The organism is Cognatundibacterium aquatile, assembly GCF_014699135.1.
Taxonomy (GTDB): Bacteria; Pseudomonadota; Gammaproteobacteria; order Burkholderiales; family Burkholderiaceae_D; genus Undibacterium; species Undibacterium aquatile.
The window spans coordinates 883,664-903,507 of sequence record NZ_JACOFT010000002.1 but is presented as its reverse complement, the minus strand read 5'-3'; the positions used below and the strand labels follow the sequence as shown (position 1 = coordinate 903,507).

The 19,844-nt window shown below is 45.9% G+C and carries 13 protein-coding genes; all 13 read right to left on the bottom strand.

The window, feature by feature from the left end; translation table 11 throughout:
* Positions 1–18: 18 nt before the first annotated feature.
* The gene (locus H8K26_RS08520; RefSeq protein WP_223826900.1) at positions 19–6,273 is read right to left on the bottom strand and encodes a contractile injection system tape measure protein; all 6,255 of its coding nucleotides are present in this window, start codon (positions 6,271–6,273) and stop codon (positions 19–21) included.
* 5 nt (positions 6,274–6,278) lie between these two features.
* Entirely contained in the window at positions 6,279–8,807 is a 2,529-nt protein-coding gene (locus H8K26_RS08515; RefSeq protein ID WP_190478735.1) for a hypothetical protein, read from the bottom strand.
* Complete coding sequence (locus tag H8K26_RS08510) at positions 8,797–9,090, bottom strand: hypothetical protein (protein ID WP_190478733.1); 294 nt, start codon at positions 9,088–9,090, stop codon at positions 8,797–8,799. The genes H8K26_RS08515 and H8K26_RS08510 overlap by 11 nt, the downstream gene beginning before the upstream one ends.
* A gap of 3 nt (positions 9,091–9,093) precedes the next feature.
* Positions 9,094–9,912: a hypothetical protein gene (locus H8K26_RS08505; protein ID WP_186898446.1), complete on the bottom strand. Its 819-nt coding sequence runs from the start codon at positions 9,910–9,912 to the stop codon at positions 9,094–9,096.
* Positions 9,909–13,679, bottom strand: coding sequence for a baseplate J/gp47 family protein (locus H8K26_RS08500; RefSeq protein WP_190478731.1), 3,771 nt, complete (start codon positions 13,677–13,679; stop codon positions 9,909–9,911). The genes H8K26_RS08505 and H8K26_RS08500 overlap by 4 nt, the downstream gene beginning before the upstream one ends.
* An 18-nt stretch (positions 13,680–13,697) precedes the next feature.
* The gene (locus tag H8K26_RS08495) at positions 13,698–14,111 is read right to left on the bottom strand and encodes a GPW/gp25 family protein (RefSeq protein WP_190478729.1); all 414 of its coding nucleotides are present in this window, start codon (positions 14,109–14,111) and stop codon (positions 13,698–13,700) included.
* 18 nt (positions 14,112–14,129) lie between these two features.
* The gene (locus H8K26_RS08490) at positions 14,130–14,402 is read right to left on the bottom strand and encodes a PAAR domain-containing protein (protein WP_223826899.1); all 273 of its coding nucleotides are present in this window, start codon (positions 14,400–14,402) and stop codon (positions 14,130–14,132) included.
* Positions 14,403–14,448: 46 nt separating this feature from the next.
* Complete coding sequence (gene vgrG, locus H8K26_RS08485) at positions 14,449–16,239, bottom strand: type VI secretion system tip protein VgrG (protein WP_190478727.1); 1,791 nt, start codon at positions 16,237–16,239, stop codon at positions 14,449–14,451.
* Positions 16,240–16,280: 41 nt separating this feature from the next.
* Complete coding sequence (locus tag H8K26_RS08480) at positions 16,281–16,961, bottom strand: CIS tube protein (protein ID WP_317889261.1); 681 nt, start codon at positions 16,959–16,961, stop codon at positions 16,281–16,283.
* A 2-nt stretch (positions 16,962–16,963) separates the two neighbouring features.
* A complete protein-coding gene (locus H8K26_RS08475) occupies positions 16,964–17,128 on the bottom strand; it encodes a DUF5908 family protein (protein WP_186883739.1) in 165 nt (54 codons plus the stop codon).
* Positions 17,129–17,140: 12 nt separating this feature from the next.
* The gene (locus tag H8K26_RS08470) at positions 17,141–17,608 is read right to left on the bottom strand and encodes a phage tail protein (RefSeq protein ID WP_186883738.1); all 468 of its coding nucleotides are present in this window, start codon (positions 17,606–17,608) and stop codon (positions 17,141–17,143) included.
* 8 nt (positions 17,609–17,616) lie between these two features.
* The gene (locus H8K26_RS08465) at positions 17,617–18,075 is read right to left on the bottom strand and encodes a phage tail protein (protein WP_186883737.1); all 459 of its coding nucleotides are present in this window, start codon (positions 18,073–18,075) and stop codon (positions 17,617–17,619) included.
* Between the two features lie 74 nt (positions 18,076–18,149).
* Complete coding sequence (locus H8K26_RS08460; protein WP_190478725.1) at positions 18,150–19,835, bottom strand: phage tail sheath family protein; 1,686 nt, start codon at positions 19,833–19,835, stop codon at positions 18,150–18,152.
* Positions 19,836–19,844 lie beyond the last annotated feature (9 nt).

Here is a 19,844-nt window from a genome sequence, read left to right as displayed (position 1 = left end):
AAGAGCCATGATCAGTGATTAACGCCAGGTAACGTGCAAGGGTTCTGGCATCCATGGGAACTTAATCATGGAAAAGCTCCAGGGAAGACGATCTAACAGCATGTCGAACGTTGCGGATGGAATACGTAATTGCCAGCTTTCTTCTTGCTTGAATAAATGTCCTTCTCTTTGCAGAAACGTTTCACGCAGGCCCTGGATCGACGTTTTTCCGATCGCGCTCCAGTGTGTAATCACGCCCACCAGCATTTGCTGGATTACTTCCTTTTCATGATCCGTCATCTGTATTCCTGCAACGATGGGGACGCCTCCGTGTACGCCGCATAATAGTTTGTTCAGGCTCAGTTGATATTCTGGTGTTTGTTCTTCGCCTGTGACGATGTACTGTAAAAGATGTATTGCTCGTTGCGCGGCAGCGTCGTCGATAAAGGCTGAATTTTTTGTCAGTTCTAAGATAGCAAACAGCCGTTGAATGTATGGTGCGACGATAACCAAGCCAGCATTCATGACATATGAATCTCTATTGAACATAGCCTGTTCCGCCGGAATCTGTGCCGATGTTTCGGTGCTTTGAGGGTGGGGCTGCACTACTTTTTCAATTTCAGTATGTTCGCGATATTCCTTGAGTAACTGCAGGCAGATATCAATGTCTGGCAACGGATATACACGGCACAGCTCGCGCAGGAAGCGAGTGACAAATTCCTGTATTGTCAACGGGCGTGACTTGGCAAACTGAGCTCGATAAATTGCTAACCACGTCTGCTTTAAAAAAATGGCTTGAGTTAGCTTCAGGCTGATTCCCAGCGCATTTTCTATCTGTGTCACTAACTCAGGTAATCGCATATCCAGTTCTGGCGTAAGACAATGACATAGTCTTTGCAGGGTTGCGCAGGAAGCTGCTTCAACCAGCCGGGCGATCGCGACTTTTGAATGCAAGGCAAGTGATATTTCTTCACGGGCGGAAGATGGCATCTCAAAGATTTTATCTAAGATAAAGTTCAGAAATTGCTCATCACGCATCGATAGAGGTGCATGCTTTTGCAGCAGCAATACACATTGCGAAATCCAGTTTTCCAGTGTTGCTTGTTTCGCCTGCGTACCATTCGCGGTCTTACTTACATCGCCATCAGACGATAGCAAAGATGGCTTCGTCAATTTCAACGCAGCCATCACCATCGCCTGGTAGATATAGTCAGAGTTTGCTGTTGTCTGAACAGATGCCGTTTGCTGGGTATTGATCAGGGCGCCTGTAGCGTTGTCTGTGACATGAGCCCTGGCAGTATTGGCTTTTCTGCTGGTTTCTTCATGCAATACATTGGCTGGCGCAAGCTGAACAGTATTCCTTTCCAGATGTCGGGCAAGGCTTTTCCAGAATTCTCTGGTAGCTGTCGGATCGCTTTGCTTTAAACGGCGACGTAACTGTTGTTGCCACTCTTGCTTGTGCCAGTCTGTCTCAGGAAATAGAACCTGAAGGGCAGTAAGCCAATGCGGTGCCTGTCCGTGTTGGCTCGCCGCTTTCCAGTAAATGGCGATTTCTTGCGTAAGGGGATGAGACAAAGGCTTTTCCGTCAGTGTCGTCAGAATTGTGGCGGCGACAGCAGAGACATCTTCTGAATCTGTCTTTTGCTCAAGAAGAGCATTAAACACGGACGCCAGACTCTTTTGTTGGCACGTCATTAATGACATGTCGTTTCGTAACACTGGTCGATAAATTTCCCATTGACGCCATAATTCTTCGAGAAGATGGGCTGCCGTCTCAGACAGCGCAGCGATCAAGTCCTTCAGTATCGCCGGATCGTGATCTGCGATCAGTTTGTTGCGCAGATCGATACGACGTAAATAACGCCACTGCGCTTGCGCTAACAGATCACCATGATATTGAATCAGTTCAGGCCAGATATGGCTCAGCTTGTTTAACTGACTATGCAACAAAGCATGGGCAAGCTGCCCGGTCAGTGTTGTTTGCGTGCTCATCGGCAGAGGCGACTGATGGCTCGCTGTGACGTTATCGGGGGTATTGTCCCGCGTTGACGAAAACTCGTCAGGCGTGATTCTGTTCCAGGGGACCTGATGAATGAGCTCGACACATTGCTGATAAGCTATCTCATCTGCCGAATTATTCCGGCCACGCTTGTTTATGAGTGACCAGAATTGTTTATCCAGATGGAAGCTGGCATCGGCAATTTCCTGAAACGTTTTTACGATAGATGCTGGCGCCGTGTTGTTGATTGCTTGCAGTAAGTTCGTAAAAATTTCTGTGGATGTATTTGAAAAATTAATTTCGAGTTGCAAATCATCTGACGGGTTTTCGTCAAGAACTGAGGATGCGGTTAAGTTCAGCCATTGATAAACCCACTGACGAAACACCAGTTTATTCAGAGTTGGTAAAAGCTCTGTTGAGTAATTCGTCGTATCAGATACCTGCTTCGCGTGCCAATTTTCTCCGGTGATACCGATACTATTGATAACAGATGCTTGGGGGCTATTTATCGACGAGATCGCTGATAATAACTGCAGCAATTGTGAGTTGAATGACGCTTTATCTTTCGTTGTGGCATCCGGTTTAGTCGTGGGGATATACTCTGCTCCAGTAAGACCGCTCAACTGTGGCTGACGCAGATCGTCAATGGCATATGTGCTTATTTCAGTTAGTTTTCCACGCAGTGTTTCCAGGTTCGGCAGATTGCCATTTTTTTCATTCAGGAGTTGCCGGATGATGTTGATATAAAAAAGACGAATGGATTTTGTCGTCAACGCCAGATTTTCCATTTCATCTAAAAATACAGATGAAATGCCCTTACTCGCAGCCTGATTCACCCATGTTGAAATGAGCCGATGTAATTGGGCACTGCGCAATATCGTCAATACTTCCGGCTGCCGCTTCAGCAGTGCAACGACGTCACTCCAGCCTGTCTCTGATAATAAAGCCTGATCAACTTGATTAAGTAACTCAATATTTTCCATGAGTGTGGGTTGGGTTGCACTTGTCTCGTGGTTAGCAGAGGCGAAGTATGCTTCGTTTAGATTTTTGGGACGGTTTTCAGCAGGATCATCAGTCGTTGATCCGAAAGCTTGAGCTTGCTCGCGCGAGGTCGTTAGCTGATTTTCTGCTTTTTTTTGTAACGACTCTATGTCAACGTTTTCGCCATTTCTGATCGCTTCAAGTACGTATTGCAGGAAAAGCTCTGGTGCGCTGGAATGCTTTTCTGCTTCTTTGATACTGGCTAACATCAGACTGAAATCTTTTCCTTCGTTAGCGTTTTGATGCCACATCAGCCAATGTAAATAGCGAAGCAATTCATTTCTGTTGAGACCTAAATTCTGCAGTTGTATCCTGTCTTGGTGCCACGCCCTGAAACTATCTGCCAAGGGCGTGCTCTCGTTTTTCAAAGATACGTTTTCAGAAGGAAAAATATGACGCAGATACTTTGTATCAGCTAAGCGGGCGTCGTTACAGATGCGCCGCAAGCTATTTTCGTCAATGTTCGATTTGTCTGCGAAAGCCACCATAAAAATATTTTTAATCGTCATTTTTTCCGACGATGGCTCTGCCTGCAAACAAAATGTGCATACCTTGTTCAAGATGACGTTGGCGGAAATTTTTTCTGCTGCTAACGAAATTGTTGCTCTGTTATCCGAGATAATGTTTGCCAGTGCAGTGGCGTAAACACTCATTTCTTTTACATAGTGCGCAAAGTTCGGATGCAAAATCTGTATCAAGACAAGCTGTTTTTCGATCGGCAACTGGACAATTAATGTATTTCTCTGAGCATTGGTGAGTGAGAACCACGTACTTTGTAATTGTCTGGTGTGACTCGCAATCAGTACTGGCCAGATTGCGGTTATCCGACGTATGTCTGCGCGCTGAAAAGTAATAGTTAATTCATTCAACTCATCAGGAACAGCGTTAGTGTTTCCGCTATTTCTGATGGGAGTGTTGGTCACCAGCGTGGCGTTGTCAGCGTCGCTGCTCTCAAGCGGTTTTTCATCCAAATCAATAATCGCGTTGAGTTGTTCTCTGCTGAAAGAATTTTCCGGGCTGGCTAACAGCAAGGGAATAAGTCTCTCTATGGTAGAGAAAGAAACGCCATTTTTTGCCTGCAATATTGCCTGAAGTTCAGGGCGTATCGACGCATGCAATTGAAGAATGAGCAGGTGAAGCAGATGTTTCGGCAGGTTTTTCCACCACCTGCGCCAATGCTGACGCCGGATGCGAATCAGCAGAGGCATATCGTTTGCCAACGCGTATTCAATTGCATTGGAAAGCGTGCTTACATCGTTGCTGCAAAGTGCTGATTGCAACGTAGATATTGTTGTGTAGTTATCCGTCTCGTTATCAACAACTGTAGTAGCAAGCTTAGTAGCGGTAGTGACTGGTGCATGATGCGTCAAGGGGAATGGTGCAGTCGCATTTTCGACGATCGACTGCAAGATGACAGCCAACGACGGTTGCTCCTGAATCAGTGATTTTATTTTAGCGATAAAACTTTGTACTGATAAAGTCTGAGTCTTTGCAGTAAATAAAATGTCAAAGCCGGCGCGGGTCGCTGCATCAATCTGACCGTGATAACCCAACTGGATTTTGGGTTGCCATACGCGACTGGCTTCTGTTTGTACAATTCTGCCGATGTCGCTCAGGAAGTGCAGCGGAAAATGGTCCAGCCATTGTATTTTGTAATCCGGTAATAACTTGAGAATCAGTGTCGGATGCTTGCTGATCAACAGATTCCATAGACCTGATAAACGCGGGATGTCGGCATTTTTTAATGCACTTAATATCTGGCTTTGGGGAATTTTTTTTGTAACTTCAGGTGTAGCTTCATTTTTTTCTATGCCAACACTTTTTCGTGGCTCTGACCCGTGTACCTGTTTGGGAGATGGCGTAGCCAATATCCTGTTCCCTGCCAACATACGCTCCAGGTCTGCGACTTCAAGGCTATTGACCCGCGCAGATAGCGCATACGTAACAAGCTGATCCAGACACTCTTTACTGAGAGTGTGCAGATTATTCTTTAATTGTCCGTAGATGTACTCACTACAATTTTTTTGCAGGACAGCGATCAGTTCAAGGCAACTTGTTACCGGAAATTCGCTTAACCACTGCTGCCAGCAATCACTGTGTTGTGCCCTTATGGATTCGACGCTGCTATTGTATAGTTGATTCAACGAGGCGGCAGAGGTTGGATTTCCTTTGTCGGAATAGGATAGTGCGGTCGTCGATTGCCGGCTTATATTCCTGTCGTCTGCATTTTCCGTAATGCTTGTATTTGATGTTGACGGGGACGAGATTTTTCCAGTCCTGGATTTTTCTTCTGAGGATAAATATTCTGCATTGGCAAGCGATCTTCTCGACGCCATTATCTTGAAGCGATATGAACGTACAAGCTTGTCCGATATGCTGTTTATCGGTAATTTTTCTGATGAGACAGAAGTAGCCGTGGCTGAGCGAAGTTTTTGTATAGCCTCATTCATCGCAACACGTGATTGCCGTGACAAATATGAATTTTTTTCAAGAAAATTTTGGTAGATGTTGAATACCTGGTTTTTATTTTTTTGCTGGGTAGACAACCACGCTTGTATCACTGAGTCGAAATTCTTGTCAGCAGAATCAAGAAGCGGTAGTACCGACAACCAGAATTGTTCAATTAACGGACGCTTACCATGAAGGGTGATCAGTTCCAGACTCAGCCAGTCAAACAATAAATCCTGATTGTCTTCCGGCCACTCGCGTAACTCCTGACGCAATATGGCGAACAACGTGCCGGTATCAAATTGACGGATCAGGCGCAGTAAGCGGCGCTGATTCGACACTACATTGCGCAATAATTCATCGGGCGTTCCTTCGTCGAGTACGGCTTTCAAAAGTTTTTTATGTGCGTTTGTCCGGTCGCTTAAATACTTCCAACTGATTTGTCCTGTTTGCAGAAAGTCCAGCAGATGTTGATGTGCTTCGCTGGTGGCTTCCGGTGGGGAAATTTCATGAGAAGAATCGCTTATTTGGAAATATAAGGCGTTACGCAATTGAGCGTGCAGGCGGCGTGCTAATTCGGATTCTGATTCAGCCTGCAGAATACTTCCCAAGTCGATTTCCAGTTTTTCTATTCGTTTAACTTCCTTTTTTCCTATTCCCAATTCGATACATATGTTATCCAATACCTGATCTATGACCGGCAGCAGAGACGATTTAATCCAATCAGCTGAGGTAGCGCCATCCGTTTGCATGTCAGAAAATGACAGATCAAACACTAAATCATGGATGAGATTGGATGTTCGCATTTTGCTTATATCCAGAAATGTCTGGGTTGCTGATGACGATTTTTTTTCAAAAACTCAATCAGATCGCCCGCTTTATTATCCAGCTCTTGAGCGTCAGCTTTATAGCCCGCCAGCGCAAAAGTTTTTAGTGCGCTCATCCAATTTTTATAACGCAGTTCAAATTGCGCCAGAAAGGCAAATTCTAACCAGAAAAATTCCGGCATGATGTGTGCGGGAAGATGTTGCGCAATCAGATTTTCTATCCAGTTGCGACATTTTTGATCAGCATATCTTGCGGTAAATCCCGGCAGGATAATGCTGACGCGATGGGCATAAAAATCATGTGAAATCTTACGATGAGTGTTCTCACCGCGCGGGCGCAGTAAGATGTGCTCGACAACATGAAATCCTTCACAATCCATACTTAGCTGGATTAAGGCATGTTGCATGTGTTGCGCATACAGACTGATTTTTTCGGTCGGCAAAAGAAGAAGAGGCCAGATTTCTTCCGTCTGCACAGTCAGGCATAACCATGCATGCGTACGTCCAGCGGACAGGGATCGGAAGCTAGCCCAATCGACTCCGGCACGCAGCAAGTATTCGCATACTTCCATGCCAGGAAGGGCAAATGCCGGATCAGACACGTAGTCAGCAGGTTTAGCAAGCGCTTTGGTATTTTCGTAGGCAATTGTGTTGGGGGCGTTGACTTGCTTTAGACGTCCGTCTTTATAACGGCTATTGCTGATGAATTTAATTTTTCCCCGGAGTGCTTCCGTTAATGAATTTACTTTTTTGTCATTAACTGAACCGGTCAGAATTTGCAGACGTTTCTGTAAAGGAGTAAGGCTTTCAACACTCCATTCTTTCTGAACATTGATCGCACTACCGCGTCGGCTGCTGAGTTCACACAGGTGTTTTAAAAAATGTATTTTGTTGTTAATCAGATCCTGTTCCAGCTTTTCGTTTTGATAGTAGTTATAGCGTCGCAGGTCTTCCGTGGGAAATTCTTCGCCGTAGATGGCGAGCAATGAGTCCAGTACACGGCTGCGTCTGTCATAGATGTTATCTTGTCCAGCAATAATTTTTGCGACTTCTGACTCGTTTGCTTTTAATGTATATAAATGCTTGATGTCAGGAATTTCTGCATTCGTAAGAAACTGCGAAAAATAACTGCGATCCAGCATTTTATCGATGGAATAAAGACTACGTATGTTTTCTAATGAGGCAAAGTAATTCGCCATCATTTGTTCGAACGGATAAAGGTAGGCCTTTAATTGTCGTGCTCTGGCATGAACCTCTGGTGGCTCTGACTTTGGTACGCCGTAGTGATTGATACCATAGATTGCAGGAGTATTTTCACCAAGCGAACTGTATTGTGCGAAGTCGCGGTGCTGCCCTTGAGGCAGTTGTATGATGTGATCGATTTTTCCTTTGTTGCGGCGAAATGCATTGTGCTCAAATTCATATTTTTTTAAATACAAAGCGATTTGTTCGCCGAACTCCCGGGTTTCATATTTGTTTTGCAGAGTGCTTTTCTGAACGGTTTTTTCATCATCATGACTCGCGTCCAGCGACGTGGTTCTTCCATGCACCAGACGCAGGGCATGTATTTTTTCGCTTTGTTCAACGAAGTGCAATGCCGGACAGTTGATATCTTTGTGGCCGATATGCACCAGTTCCAGGTTAGTCCCGTTTTCATCGACCAGAAACAGCGATTTGACATTTTTTACGCCTGGAATATGACGCACTAAAGTAATCAGCTTCATGACATCAATGTCATAATTTTCCTGGGAAAAATCTCTTTCGTTGATATATCCATGGGTTGTCAAAGGCCCGCACAGAATTTCCTCCCATCGCAGCCCCTGATGTATGGCGTCTTCAAAACGTAAAATCTGGCTGCCTGCGGTTATCAGTTTTGCGCAGCGGAAGTAAATATCGGCGTAAATTTCAGCACGCGGACGGCTATCATCAATTTCGATTTCACCAGCTAATGTATAGGCTTGCGGAGTGACGACGTGGATCTCATCAATGTCGCGGCAGAGGTTGCGATGTTCTGATAACAAGCGGATGACATCATTGCGTAAGGTTTGCTGCACCTGACGAGTATCTTTTTTACTTGGAAGGAATAAGGATTCGTGGGGTTTGATGAAGACGGAAAACATACCCGGTATCGGGTGATCATCATTTGCTGACAATATCCACACGTCCTCTACTTCTGGCAAGCTGTCGTAAATTAATTTACAAAAATCAAGATCAGTCAGCGCTTGATTGACGAAAATCTCTTGCGGTGCATAGAGCGCTAAGGTTTTGTAATCGATACCGCCGTCCTGTCCGCATAAAAAGTCGCTGACGTCAAAATCGGTGCGGTAGACCAGATCGGTCAGGCCATAACAAAGTAATTCCAGCAGAGTGACGCCAGGGTCGTGCAAATTGTAATCTGTCCATTTTTCTTTGGACAAACTTTGCAAAAGCTCGAGACCCTGCATCCTGAGACCATCGAAGTCGAGGCCGTCAGGATCTGCTTGCAGACGATTAATGTGATCTTTACTGATCACTTTCCTTTGCCTCCTGCATTTGCTGGTGCATGCTGTGTAACAGGGCACTGACACGCTTGTAGGGCATTTCCCCCAGCACACTCAGAATCAGACGCAACTGACTGGCGCTGACGTTGATGGTACCGATATCGTCTTCATCCGATCCTTCGGGAAAGCTTGCTGCCGCCTGCTGGTTCAGATGTCCTATCGTTTCAAAAACTTCTTTAAATGGCCGTTCAACCAGTGCTTCCAGTATCAGATTGCCCTGTGCAAGACTCAAAGAGAATGAAATTAAATCTTTCATAGATTAATTTTTAACCTTACCTTTGTCATCGTACTGAGGAACCGGCTGACGTAATGGCTTCTGATCGCTTTCTAACATCAAGGTATCCAGCCAGAGTTGGGTCAGATGATATTTAATCCATACATCATCACCGTAGCTGCAACCAACACGCATCTGTAATTTAAATTCAAATGGTTTCTCTGGATTGTCATTGATCCATCGAAGTTCGATCCGGCTGCATTTGTTGCCGAAATGTGTCTGATGATAAGTGATGCTGCCGTTTGCATTAAACGCATTTAATGCAAATGCATGGGTCAGCGCATAACGGCCATCGCTGTCTTTTGCTCCTGCTCCTGCGATCACTTCCCATGCCTGGCAGCCTGTCATCATTTCCGTAATGTCATACCAGCGACCATCGGCTGGCACAGCTAATTCTCCCTCGCGCCCGATGCGGCCGTGAGATGCAATACAGCCAGCAACATCCAGCTCGTGCTGCGGTTGGGTTTTACGAATGCCTACTGCCGTGCGATGTACGCCATCGGCGCCGGTTGTGCTGGATAAGGTCAGAAGTGCCTGATTGCGGGCATCCTGAATACTCAGATTATCGCTGGATTTTTCCAGCCCAAGAGACCAGAGCGCATTCCCGATATTAATGTCCTTGTAAAAACTGACCAGTTTTCCATCGCGTAGTTGCGCGACTTTGAATCCTGCTTCTGGTGTTTTATCGAAACCTTCATCCAGCATGTTCAGCATGGATTCGATTAAGTCGGAAAAATCTTCCTCAGTCGGCATTTTTCCATATTTAAACTGCTCTTGTAGCATTTGACGCGTTCTTCGGGTCATGTCTCTGTTCTCGCTGGAATAATGAATGTGGAACCTACTTTGAGCTCATTGATGCCAATGGCTTTCGCGGAGTGTTGTCCGGGTTTGTCGGCAATGACTATCCAGTGATCGTTAATTGGTACCGCGATACTCCATGGATAACTTGGCTGCAGGTCTTTCTCCTGATGTAAAAAATTGGCGTTATCTTTTAATGCGTACAATAGTTCTGCAGAGCTGCCGACCGGGCAAATTTGCAACATGGATACGCCGCTGACTTCATCGACATATTCAAGATCATGCAGAAATGAAACGACGTTATGCTGCTGTATCGACCACCCGAAATGCCGATGCTGGCCGTGTACATTCCATGGTGAGAGGTAGTCGCAAATAGCCTGATTAATCTGCTCGATATAACGTCCGCCAAAACGGCTGTTATTGAACTCTGTTTTCAGTTTGATAGTGCAACGCACTTGTATTTCTTCGTACACCGGATTTTCTACACTGATGGTCGCGTCAGCCGGGGCGTAAGTTTTGATGAAGCTCTGAATTTCATGTATCAGATGTCCGCTCAGATTAGGTTTCTGATTGCTATGCCCGCCCTGATTTAAGTGGGGAATAGGGACGATGAGAATATGCCCTGGCCGTATCTGTCTGCGTGAGCCATGATCTGTACACAGGTTGGAAAAACACTTTACCTTATAGACCTGAGGGAATTTTTCCAGAATCAGCGATTCATAATCCGATGCAGTCAGGCTGCGATTTTTATGGCGCAGACGTTCGCTCGCCCGTGTTCTGAATTGTGAAACGCTTTCTTCTGATTTCCCATCAAAACTGCATCTGATTTGTAGTATCTGGTCGATACCGGCAATATTCTTGCGGCTTTTGTTGATGCTGAATGCTGGTAATACGGAGGTCAGTTTTTGCCCCTGATCTGCATCCCACGTGACTTTGATTGCCTGAGTATAGATACCGTACAGGCTGCAAAACCGTTCCAGCCCGCGCTGCGCCGTGACTTTCAGCCAGAACATATCATTTGGCATCACCGTATGATCGCTGTCGATATCATCGGGTAACTGCAATTGCACGATGCCACTGGTCATGAATCCTTGCGTGGAGTCATCCAGAATTTGTGCCTGCTGTAATTTTTTCCAGCGATTGGATGATAAATACGACCAGGTCAGATTGGCATCTGCAATCTTTGTCATTGGCAGCGAGTCTTCACGTAAATAGAAATAGAGACTCAACGGACCGGAAAGACGTTGTGCAGTTAAACCAATCAATAAATTTCCTGTTGCATCGTAGTCAGGAATCAAGGCAACATCTTTGTTATCGTGAATCTGAATCGCCTCGTAACCGATGGGGTGGAGATGAATAAATTGTTCAGAAAAAAAAGAATGTATTTCTGATTTATTGTGTTCGAAGCTTATTTTCGAACAGGCCTCGTAGTTCAAAACAATACGGCTGATTTGTGGCGTGTAGGGTGGATTAGGTAAGGCTTTTCTCAGATTTATTTTTTTGGTTTGCGCATTACTTGTCAGCGTTTGCGATAGCAAATGTGGATATTCCTGATGGCCAAAAGCACCATCGGGAGCATTCAGACTGATTTTGAACATACCGTTCATGGTTGCTGACGTATAGCTGAACGCCGTACTTGCTGTTGCCTGAGGTGTTGGTAAGCTCTGTTTATAGAATGGAATAACTGAACGAAAACTGAGACGGTTTTCAGTACGCACTTGATTGCTATGCGTTCCATCGTCATTCGTTTGATGCTGGAACAGATTGTCATTGACGCTTGCGCTGATCCACTTGCCATCGACCAATACCGACATTTTTATCTGCACTGCGCCGGATTGGAGCGGTGAATCATAAGCACTGTAATAGCTGACGAATCCCCCGGGAGAGCTTGGTAATCCGGCCCACTCAACTTCAACTGAAAGATCACGTAGTTGTTTACTCAATATTTCTTCGCAACCCAGAACTAAGTAAGAGCCGATATCGGGAAGGGGGCCAAATGGTAAAAAAGGTGCGAGTGTACTGACCTGTCCTATGTGATTATGCAATACAAGCTGACGGCATCCATTGACGTGCACGTCGATATGAATCTCGTCAAGAAACCACTGACTTAAAATATCGTAGGGATAGGCATATTCATTCTGTGTCATTTCTCCCCACAGAACAGGAAGGGCTGTCTGGAACCCAGCTCCGTGAATACTCTCCTGGTATTCTGTGATCGCCGGAGCGCTGGCGGGCAGGGTGAATGTAATGGTCAGGCAGTTGGCGCTTAATTCAGCATTTAATCCCTGGTATTCAGGACGATATTCAGTGATCTGGTGCCAGCCAGTGGCGCTGGTCAGTGAGAGACGAAACATACTGCGGACGAGCTTCACAAACACGTCGACATTCCTTAGCCGTGACGTCTGCCCATGTTGTGTATGTTTTTCCTGTTTCAAAATCTGATTGGCAATTTCTTTCAGACTGGACTCAAGGGTATATTTGCTGTTATTACGGAACTGGAATGTGAGGCATACGGTACGCTCGCCCTCGTGCATCAGCAACGTATGGCTTGCAATCGCAAAACCAAAACGAGCTGCGCCTCCTCCTGATACGTGTTCCCCGGGTTTCGGCGCACCCATCAGAGGAAGGGGCGGCAGACTTTCATGCAGGGATTGTTCTCCATCCGGCGGTGGCGGCGCTATCGTGCGCAAATAGGCTGATTGCGTGCTCAGTAATTGAGATGCCGACGCATGCTTATCGAAAAAAAGTGTGTGTATCGCCGCAATTTTTGCATCGCTGAGCTGAGCGCTGCTATCCGCTTTGTAAACAATGTCGCGTTGCGCAGTATCGTTTCCGGCGATGAACTCTGTTCCTTTTTCGATGAAAATCTGGCGTACGGCTGTATTGGTTTTGACGACGATATGCGCGCTGTCTGGTTGTTGCCGTTGCGGCTCCATACCGAGAACCTGGCCATAATAAAAATCGATATGCTTATCGCTGAACCGATTAATCCGCTTTTTTAGTTTTTCAAAAAGACGTATGAAACTGATTAATAAGCTGATAGCCGGATCGTGATTACCGCTAGTAATGGACGTTGGTAATAGTTTCTTTACCCCGTTTTGCAACATGTTGATTGCCAGATTCAGCGTATGGAAATTATGACGAATCTGCGTCGTTGAAACAGTTAGTTTTTCTACCGGTGAATTTACGGTTACTGAGTTTGCTGGCCATTCAACGAGTTCTTTAAATTGTTTGCTGAACAAAGCATTCACATAGACTTTCAGTTCTGCGGGAGTACTGTTGATCAGGCTTTGAATTTCCCATTTCAGACCACGCAATATCCCTTCCAATAAGGTTTTGGCTTGGCTGGTGAGATTATTTGGTAAAAGGCTGAATGCGGTCAGCCACTGATTCAGTAAACGGAGAACCAGTAATGGCGAGTTAATCAGATCCCGATACGATGCGTCCAACTTTGTTGCGATGTCGGTACGGAACCAGTCGCTATAATCCGGTTCGCTTTGCAATCGATGTTCAAACTGCTTTGAGAGAAATTGTGTGTCAACAGCCAATATAGTCGCTATCAACACCGTTTCATCCGCAGCGAAGAACTGGTACCAGTCGCCATCGGTATTGAGATCAGGCTGATAAAAATGCATCAGGCGTGCATATTCACTTGCGATAGCGAGGAGTTGTTCAAAGCGCATCTCGTTGATATGGAAGTAATCTCCACTTAATGCCGGTAACTGGCGCTGCGACTGACTGCGGCCATCGCTGATCATTAAATGTGACTTCATACCGATCCTGATGCGGGCTTAGAGTTGCACATCGGTGCCTTCACGCAAGTAGAAGGGGTAGACAATATTGTGACGGGTGTTGGTGCTGATGATCGTATAGAAAATCGTGAAGTTCAACTTACCTTCGTAAGTCTCAGCCGCATCGGTCACAATATTTTCAAGAATCACACGCGGTTCATAAAACAGTATCGCGCGCCCGATCATGTCTTTCAGGATCGTTACAGTGCTTTCATTGATATTTTCATAGACCTGATTTTTCAGTCCGCAACCAAAATTGGGTTGCATTACACGTTCGCCAGGTGAGGTTGACAGCAATATGAACAAGCTTTGCCTGATATCTTCTTCTGCACTGACCATGATCACGTTGCCACGCTTTGAGAATTCGGGAGGGAAATTCCAGCCTGTGCCAAGAAATGATATGTTTTGATTCATTTTATCTCCCGAATAAAATCAGCCACCGATCATGACTGTCGGAAAACCAAGCGCGATATTTCCACCGTGCGCGGTCGTATCGCCGATTCTCGCTGCCGGGCGGCTGCTGATCATGACTGTTGCGCTACCTTTAACTATGCTGTCTGGAGGACCAACGCAGACGCATAGGTCTCCGACCACGGCTGCCGGTAAGCCGCCTATAAGCACATTCGGTACACAAGGTCCGGAAATTGGTCCTCCGACATGCGGGATCGGTGGCAGACCCGGAGTCACCATGGGACAAACATGCATGTCGGTTATTCTTGCGGCAGGAGGCATGGTTGTGACTTTCTTCAGTTTAGTTAATCATGACCATGGCGCCTTTTACCGTAGTCTGACCAGCAGCAGACAGCTCTGCGCTGGCGGTTCCTTTGGCGACTAAGCTGACGTTGGCTGTGCTATTGATATTGAGACCTGTGGTTTTGACATCCATTTGCGCGGTAATTTCGACATTTTGTACAGCTGAAATTGCTACTTTTCCTTTGGCATTGATGGTGATGTCTTTGGGACTATCCAACAAAATGCCGCTCGGGCTCAGCTCGACCTTGTTATTGTTCTGATCCTGAAGCAGGATGGATTTATCTTCGTCACTGATGACGACTTTATTTTTACCCGGTGTAATCAAGGTAATAATTTTCTTTTCCTCGTCAAACTCGAGTTTCAGTTTGCTGCGTGTGACGATCGCTTTAAAATTATTTTCTGCTGCCAGCTCATATGGTGGTACATGTTTGCTGCTGTACAGACTACCGAGAATAACGGGGCAGGATGGATCATTATTAAAGAACCCCAGAATGACTTCATCACCAATTTCCGGAATAATGAATGCGCCAAAACCCGATGAGCCGTAAAAGCTCGAAAACCGCGCCCAGACACCAACGGTAGCCGCATTCATTAATGGGATCGAAACTTGTATTTTGTATTGACCTTCAGGGTCGGCATCGAGTTTCAGCACGATACCTATGTGTAATCCGCTAATGCCAGCGGTCCATGCCGCCGCCTCTGGCGCTTGTATCTGATGTTCTTCGGTAAACCAATATGTCGGCATACCGAATTCAACTTCGGTGACCCAGTTGCCGTCACTGATACTGTGAATGACATTGCTCGCGATGACATTTCCATTGAAATGTTTTCCTACGCTTTTCAGTTCCAGTAACACGCCCGGTTTTGCCAGCGCGCTTCCCTGAAACTGCATCCGGCCACGGATCCGTGAGAGTGCTGCTTTGGTTTGCTGCGCTTTACTCCAGGCTGTTAAGGCGTCGCTTTCCAACGGTGCCGCGGTTTGCAAACCAAAATCACCGGCATTCAGTACTGTTGCAAGCGTCTTTGAATCAAGATCCCCCTGACCAGTTAGTTTTTCCGGTTGTGCGGTTTGCTGCACGATGGCTAGCTTTGCCAGATCCCAGCTGGTGCTGGTGACGCTACTCAATTGCCAGCAGGAGTCGAGTTCCGCCTGGAATTCCTGCAGATCGACACCGTAAGTCAGAGTGAGAACAGGGCTTCCGCTGGTTGCAGGCGCTGCGACACTCACTTTTCCTGCGTCAACATTGACAAGCAAGCCATTCACTTCAGCGCGCGCCATCATGTAATCCCAATCCGTCACGTAATACTGAACAAGTTCTTTATAGGTGACACTGGTGCTATCGACTGTGGCGCTTAAATCCGCATGATTACTGATCAGCGTTGAAATGATTTGATTGTCCGTTTTGTTGACGTAGCTGGCATTTTTGCGGCCAACCGTCATGGCTAACGCCTTATCACGACACTCGATAATGAGTCGAGAATAATTTTCGCCATTAATTTTTACGGCATGCTTAATAACGATGCCTTCAAAGATCACCTGAGTTTTCGAGTCATAGCCTGCACTGATAACGATTTTTGTTCCGGGTTTGAAATTCCCCGCATCGGCAACAGGAAAGTGTCCGTTTGGCATATCGCCATCCAGAATGGTGATTGTCGCAGAGGGAATCCGGTTAAAACTATGCCGGGTTTCTATAGCGACCACTTTGACCAGGTCTGGCATGCTCTGACCGTCGCAGGTAATCAGAAAACTCAGAACCCCTGTACTGTCGTTCAATGGAGAATTAGCCATGGTTGTTTATTTCAAATTAGTAACAGCATCGTCGGATATCTTTAGTTCGCCAATGGCGGAAACTTAAGCGTTGTTCCGGGTGTTAAATTGCGAAAAGAACTAAGACCATTGATGCGAGCGACTTCCATATAGTAGCTACTGTCGCGGTAAATCCTGTCGCATAAAAGCGGCAGCGTGTCGCCAGCTTTGACCGTGATCAGATGAGTCAGGTCTGGCGAACTTGCAGCCTTCTTTTTCCCCATTTCCCCTGGGCTGATGTACTCCACAAAGTTGAGTGTGATTTTTGCGCGCAGAGGTTCACCGTTCGGTTTGAAAAGTGTGTAATCAAATTTCATTCCTTCTGCACGCCCGTAGAAAATCAGACTGCCCCACACGATTTGTACAATAGGGGTTTCATGCTTTACTCCTACATAGCTGTAGATCGTGTTTCGTAAAGTCTGAACTTGTTCTTTTACCGTTTTTTTTGTGCCGGGAATGACACCCGTCCCATCCAAAATCAGTTCTTTGAGATTGAGTTTTTGTGGCTGGCTGGCATGAAATTTTGCCTCATTTCCAGCTTGACCCAAGGTCTGGTTTTTTGCATATTTGATAGAAAAATCATGTCCGTATCCTGAGGGGTTAATCAGAGCCTCAAAAAATGGGCGGCTGCTATCAACGCTGATAGATCCGTTTTCAGCGACGGTGCAACCTGAAATTTTGAGCAGTGTTTTTTGCCCGGACACGATCAGCGCTCCCTCGGTTCACGTAGAAGACTTTGTACCATCTGCCGGAGCTCCGTCAGAATTTCGTCTTTGATGAGTTGTTTATCCACAATAACTTCATCCTCCTTATTCTGAGGATGATTCAGTATCGTCGTTTTGATAATCAGCTCTTTAATTTCTATCGACATGATTTCGCCAGATCATTTACTACGTTTCGAATAGGTATAGGCAAAAGTCATCTTCTCGATTGCCACTTCATTTTTTGTCGCGTTAAATCCTTCGACATCCCACTTAACGGGATAAGCATCAATGAAAGCCCATGCCCGTAGTACTTGTCCATCTGCGCCATTGAGTTTAACGATAATCGTTTGAGGAACGATCAACTTGATAAAGGCACCTTCCAATGTATCTTTGCACCATTTGACCAACGGCGAGTTGAGCATGGAAATGCCGCGCTTCAATTCAAGGTTAGGATGTTTGATACTCTTTGGAAGCTGATGCACAAAGCGGTTTTCTCCACCTTCCACAACAGCTTCCGTTTCCATCTCCAGACTGATTCCTGATACTTCGCTGAAGGAAGCATCAGGAACCTGTACGCCGTTACCAAAGGTAACCGTGAAATAAAACGCGGCAGGAGGGTAGCCTTCCTCGAAATATTCACCAGTCATATCAATGCTTATTTATTAGCGATAGTCAGACCTTCGTGGACAATCTCGATAGATTCGATCGCCACTTCATTGCCTTCTGATTTCAAGTCGGTACTTGAAATCTTCGTTGGCCACGCATTAGTCAAAGTCCATACCATCGTGTCATTACCTTCTTCATCAAGCAGACTGATCGTGACCGGAACACGTTTGATGGTGTTCATCTTAATTTTGTTGAGCCAGTCCCAGAACTTGTTATCACCTTTAAACACGCCTTTTTTCATCGTGATGTTGCCGTATTTTTTCATTCCGGGCATTTTAATCACTGAGAAAACAGGGCTGTTTCCGTGACGGTATTTAATTTCTTCTGACTGAACATCTAGGCCAGATACCTCCTGGAATGACATTTCATTGGAGTCCCATTTCACGCGGAAATAGAATTTTGGCAAAGGCCATACATTCGCTGATTGTTTAGATCCATCATCTGCCATAACAAACCTCTTTAAGAAAGTAACTTTAAAAAATACGCTGATTAATGACGCGGTATTGCGTTATAAAAGCATTTTTAAGATTTCTGCATCTGCTGTTGGAACGTAATTTCAATGAACTCGGCCGGGCGGCTCAGTGCAACCAGAATAGTGACGCGCAAAATGCCTTCCAGAATATCTTCAGCAGTCATCGTCTCTCCCAGGCCGACATGCACGCTGAATGCATCTTCCGGGCTTGCTCCGGCCAGGCCGCCGCGCTTCCAGATGCCTGTCAGGAAATTGCTTGCCATGCTTTTGATCGTCACCCAGGTGCCGCTGACGTTCGGTTCGAAAACATAAGCTTTCGTTGCCAGACGCAGGGATTCTTCCAGCATGATCATCGTCCGACGCACGTTGATATAGCGCCAGTCAAGACTATTGCCATCCAAGGTTCTGGCACCCCAGACCAGCGTTCCTTCGCCGATGAAGCTACGGATCGCATTGATCGATTTACCTGCGGTAGTGACATTCAGATCTTCTTGTTCGTCGTGGGTGATATTGACTGAAGGAGAAACAACCGAGGCCAGGCTGACATTGGCTGGAGCTTTCCATACACCGCGTGAATTATCGACCAGTGTGTAAACGCCTGCCATGGCAGCTGATGGTGGCAACAGATTCAGCTTGACCTGAATGGCACTTAAAATTTTCACGTACAAAGGGCTGATCGTGAATAATGTCTTGTGCAATTCAGCAGGCGCTGAACTGATTTCTGCCTCCGCTTTCGTCTTTTTATCAGCGTCTTCTTTCGCTTTTTTCTTATCTTCGTCCGACATTGCTTCTAACGCGGCTCTTTCTTTCGCTCTGTCTTCGGCGGTTTTTTTCGAGTCGGATTCTGCTGTTGCTTTTTTATCGGCTTTCAGCTTTTCAGCTGCTGCCAGCACTGACTCTATGCTGTCGATTTGCTCGTTATAAGCATCCTTCTTATCCTGATGCAGGGTGCTGATATTCACTTCTGCTTTAAGGCATTCGCTCAATTTTTTGAGATCAGCGATATTGGAAAAACCTAAATCAGAGAGTTGTACGATGGATGTGTTTGCCCAGGGATAGTAAGCAGAACCAAAGTCGAGAAAGCTGGTGCCTAAAGCATTGCGGAATTTTGCGATGCAGTCACCATCGTCACGACGATCTTTGTAGCCGTCATAAATATCAAGAATGGAGAAGCGATTCTTCATTTTTCCGCCGCAGTGCATCAGACTTGCCTGTTGCAGTGAAATGCAGTCATCCATGCTGAGGGACATCGCATCAGGAATGACGATCATTGTCGGTTCCTGTTCCTTGAGCAGTTCGTCAAATGCACTTTCAAGAGCGGCTTTTTCGATTTTTGCCTGATAGTCACCAACAGAAACGACGTAACATGCGCCACCACCGTTCTGAAAAAACAACTTCATACCGTAGTAGAGATAGTTGCGACTTTTGGTGTTAAGTAACTGATATTCGTCGTCGCCAATTCTGAAATCGCTGTTAGGCGCATTTTTTACATTGGCGTCTTCACTCGGGAATGTATCGATGGCGAACTTATCGTTCGGAGCGCCACCAAAGAAATTGACGAATTCAGACATGGAGGAAATGCGCCAGGGCTTATTTTTAAGCGACGCTCCTTTGTTACTTGCTATTTCGGTGTATCCGATAAATGCAGGAACTGCAGTCGCAACTTCGACAACTGAGTTAGGAAAAGCATTTTTTTCTACGATATAGACACCAGGGGTTTTATACGCGCCAGCCATATGTATTCC

Excerpts from the sequence above, each read along its gene's own strand:
- H8K26_RS08510 (WP_190478733.1), bottom strand. The coding sequence starts at position 9,090 with ATGAAAGATTTAATTTCATTCTCTTTGAGTCTTGCACAGGGCAATCTG.
- H8K26_RS08490 (WP_223826899.1), bottom strand. The coding sequence starts at position 14,402 with ATGCATGTTTGTCCCATGGTGACTCCGGGTCTGCCACCGATCCCGCAT.
- H8K26_RS08505 (WP_186898446.1), bottom strand. The coding sequence starts at position 9,912 with ATGACCCGAAGAACGCGTCAAATGCTACAAGAGCAGTTTAAATATGGA.
- H8K26_RS08500 (WP_190478731.1), bottom strand. The coding sequence starts at position 13,679 with ATGAAGTCACATTTAATGATCAGCGATGGCCGCAGTCAGTCGCAGCGC.
- H8K26_RS08475 (WP_186883739.1), bottom strand. The coding sequence starts at position 17,128 with ATGTCGATAGAAATTAAAGAGCTGATTATCAAAACGACGATACTGAAT.
- vgrG (WP_190478727.1), bottom strand. The coding sequence starts at position 16,239 with ATGGCTAATTCTCCATTGAACGACAGTACAGGGGTTCTGAGTTTTCTG.
- H8K26_RS08465 (WP_186883737.1), bottom strand. The coding sequence starts at position 18,075 with ATGGCAGATGATGGATCTAAACAATCAGCGAATGTATGGCCTTTGCCA.
- H8K26_RS08495 (WP_190478729.1), bottom strand. The coding sequence starts at position 14,111 with ATGAATCAAAACATATCATTTCTTGGCACAGGCTGGAATTTCCCTCCC.
- H8K26_RS08520 (WP_223826900.1), bottom strand. The coding sequence starts at position 6,273 with ATGCGAACATCCAATCTCATCCATGATTTAGTGTTTGATCTGTCATTT.
- H8K26_RS08460 (WP_190478725.1), bottom strand. The coding sequence starts at position 19,835 with ATGGCTGGCGCGTATAAAACCCCTGGTGTCTATATCGTAGAAAAAAAT.
- H8K26_RS08470 (WP_186883738.1), bottom strand. The coding sequence starts at position 17,608 with ATGACTGGTGAATATTTCGAGGAAGGCTACCCTCCTGCCGCGTTTTAT.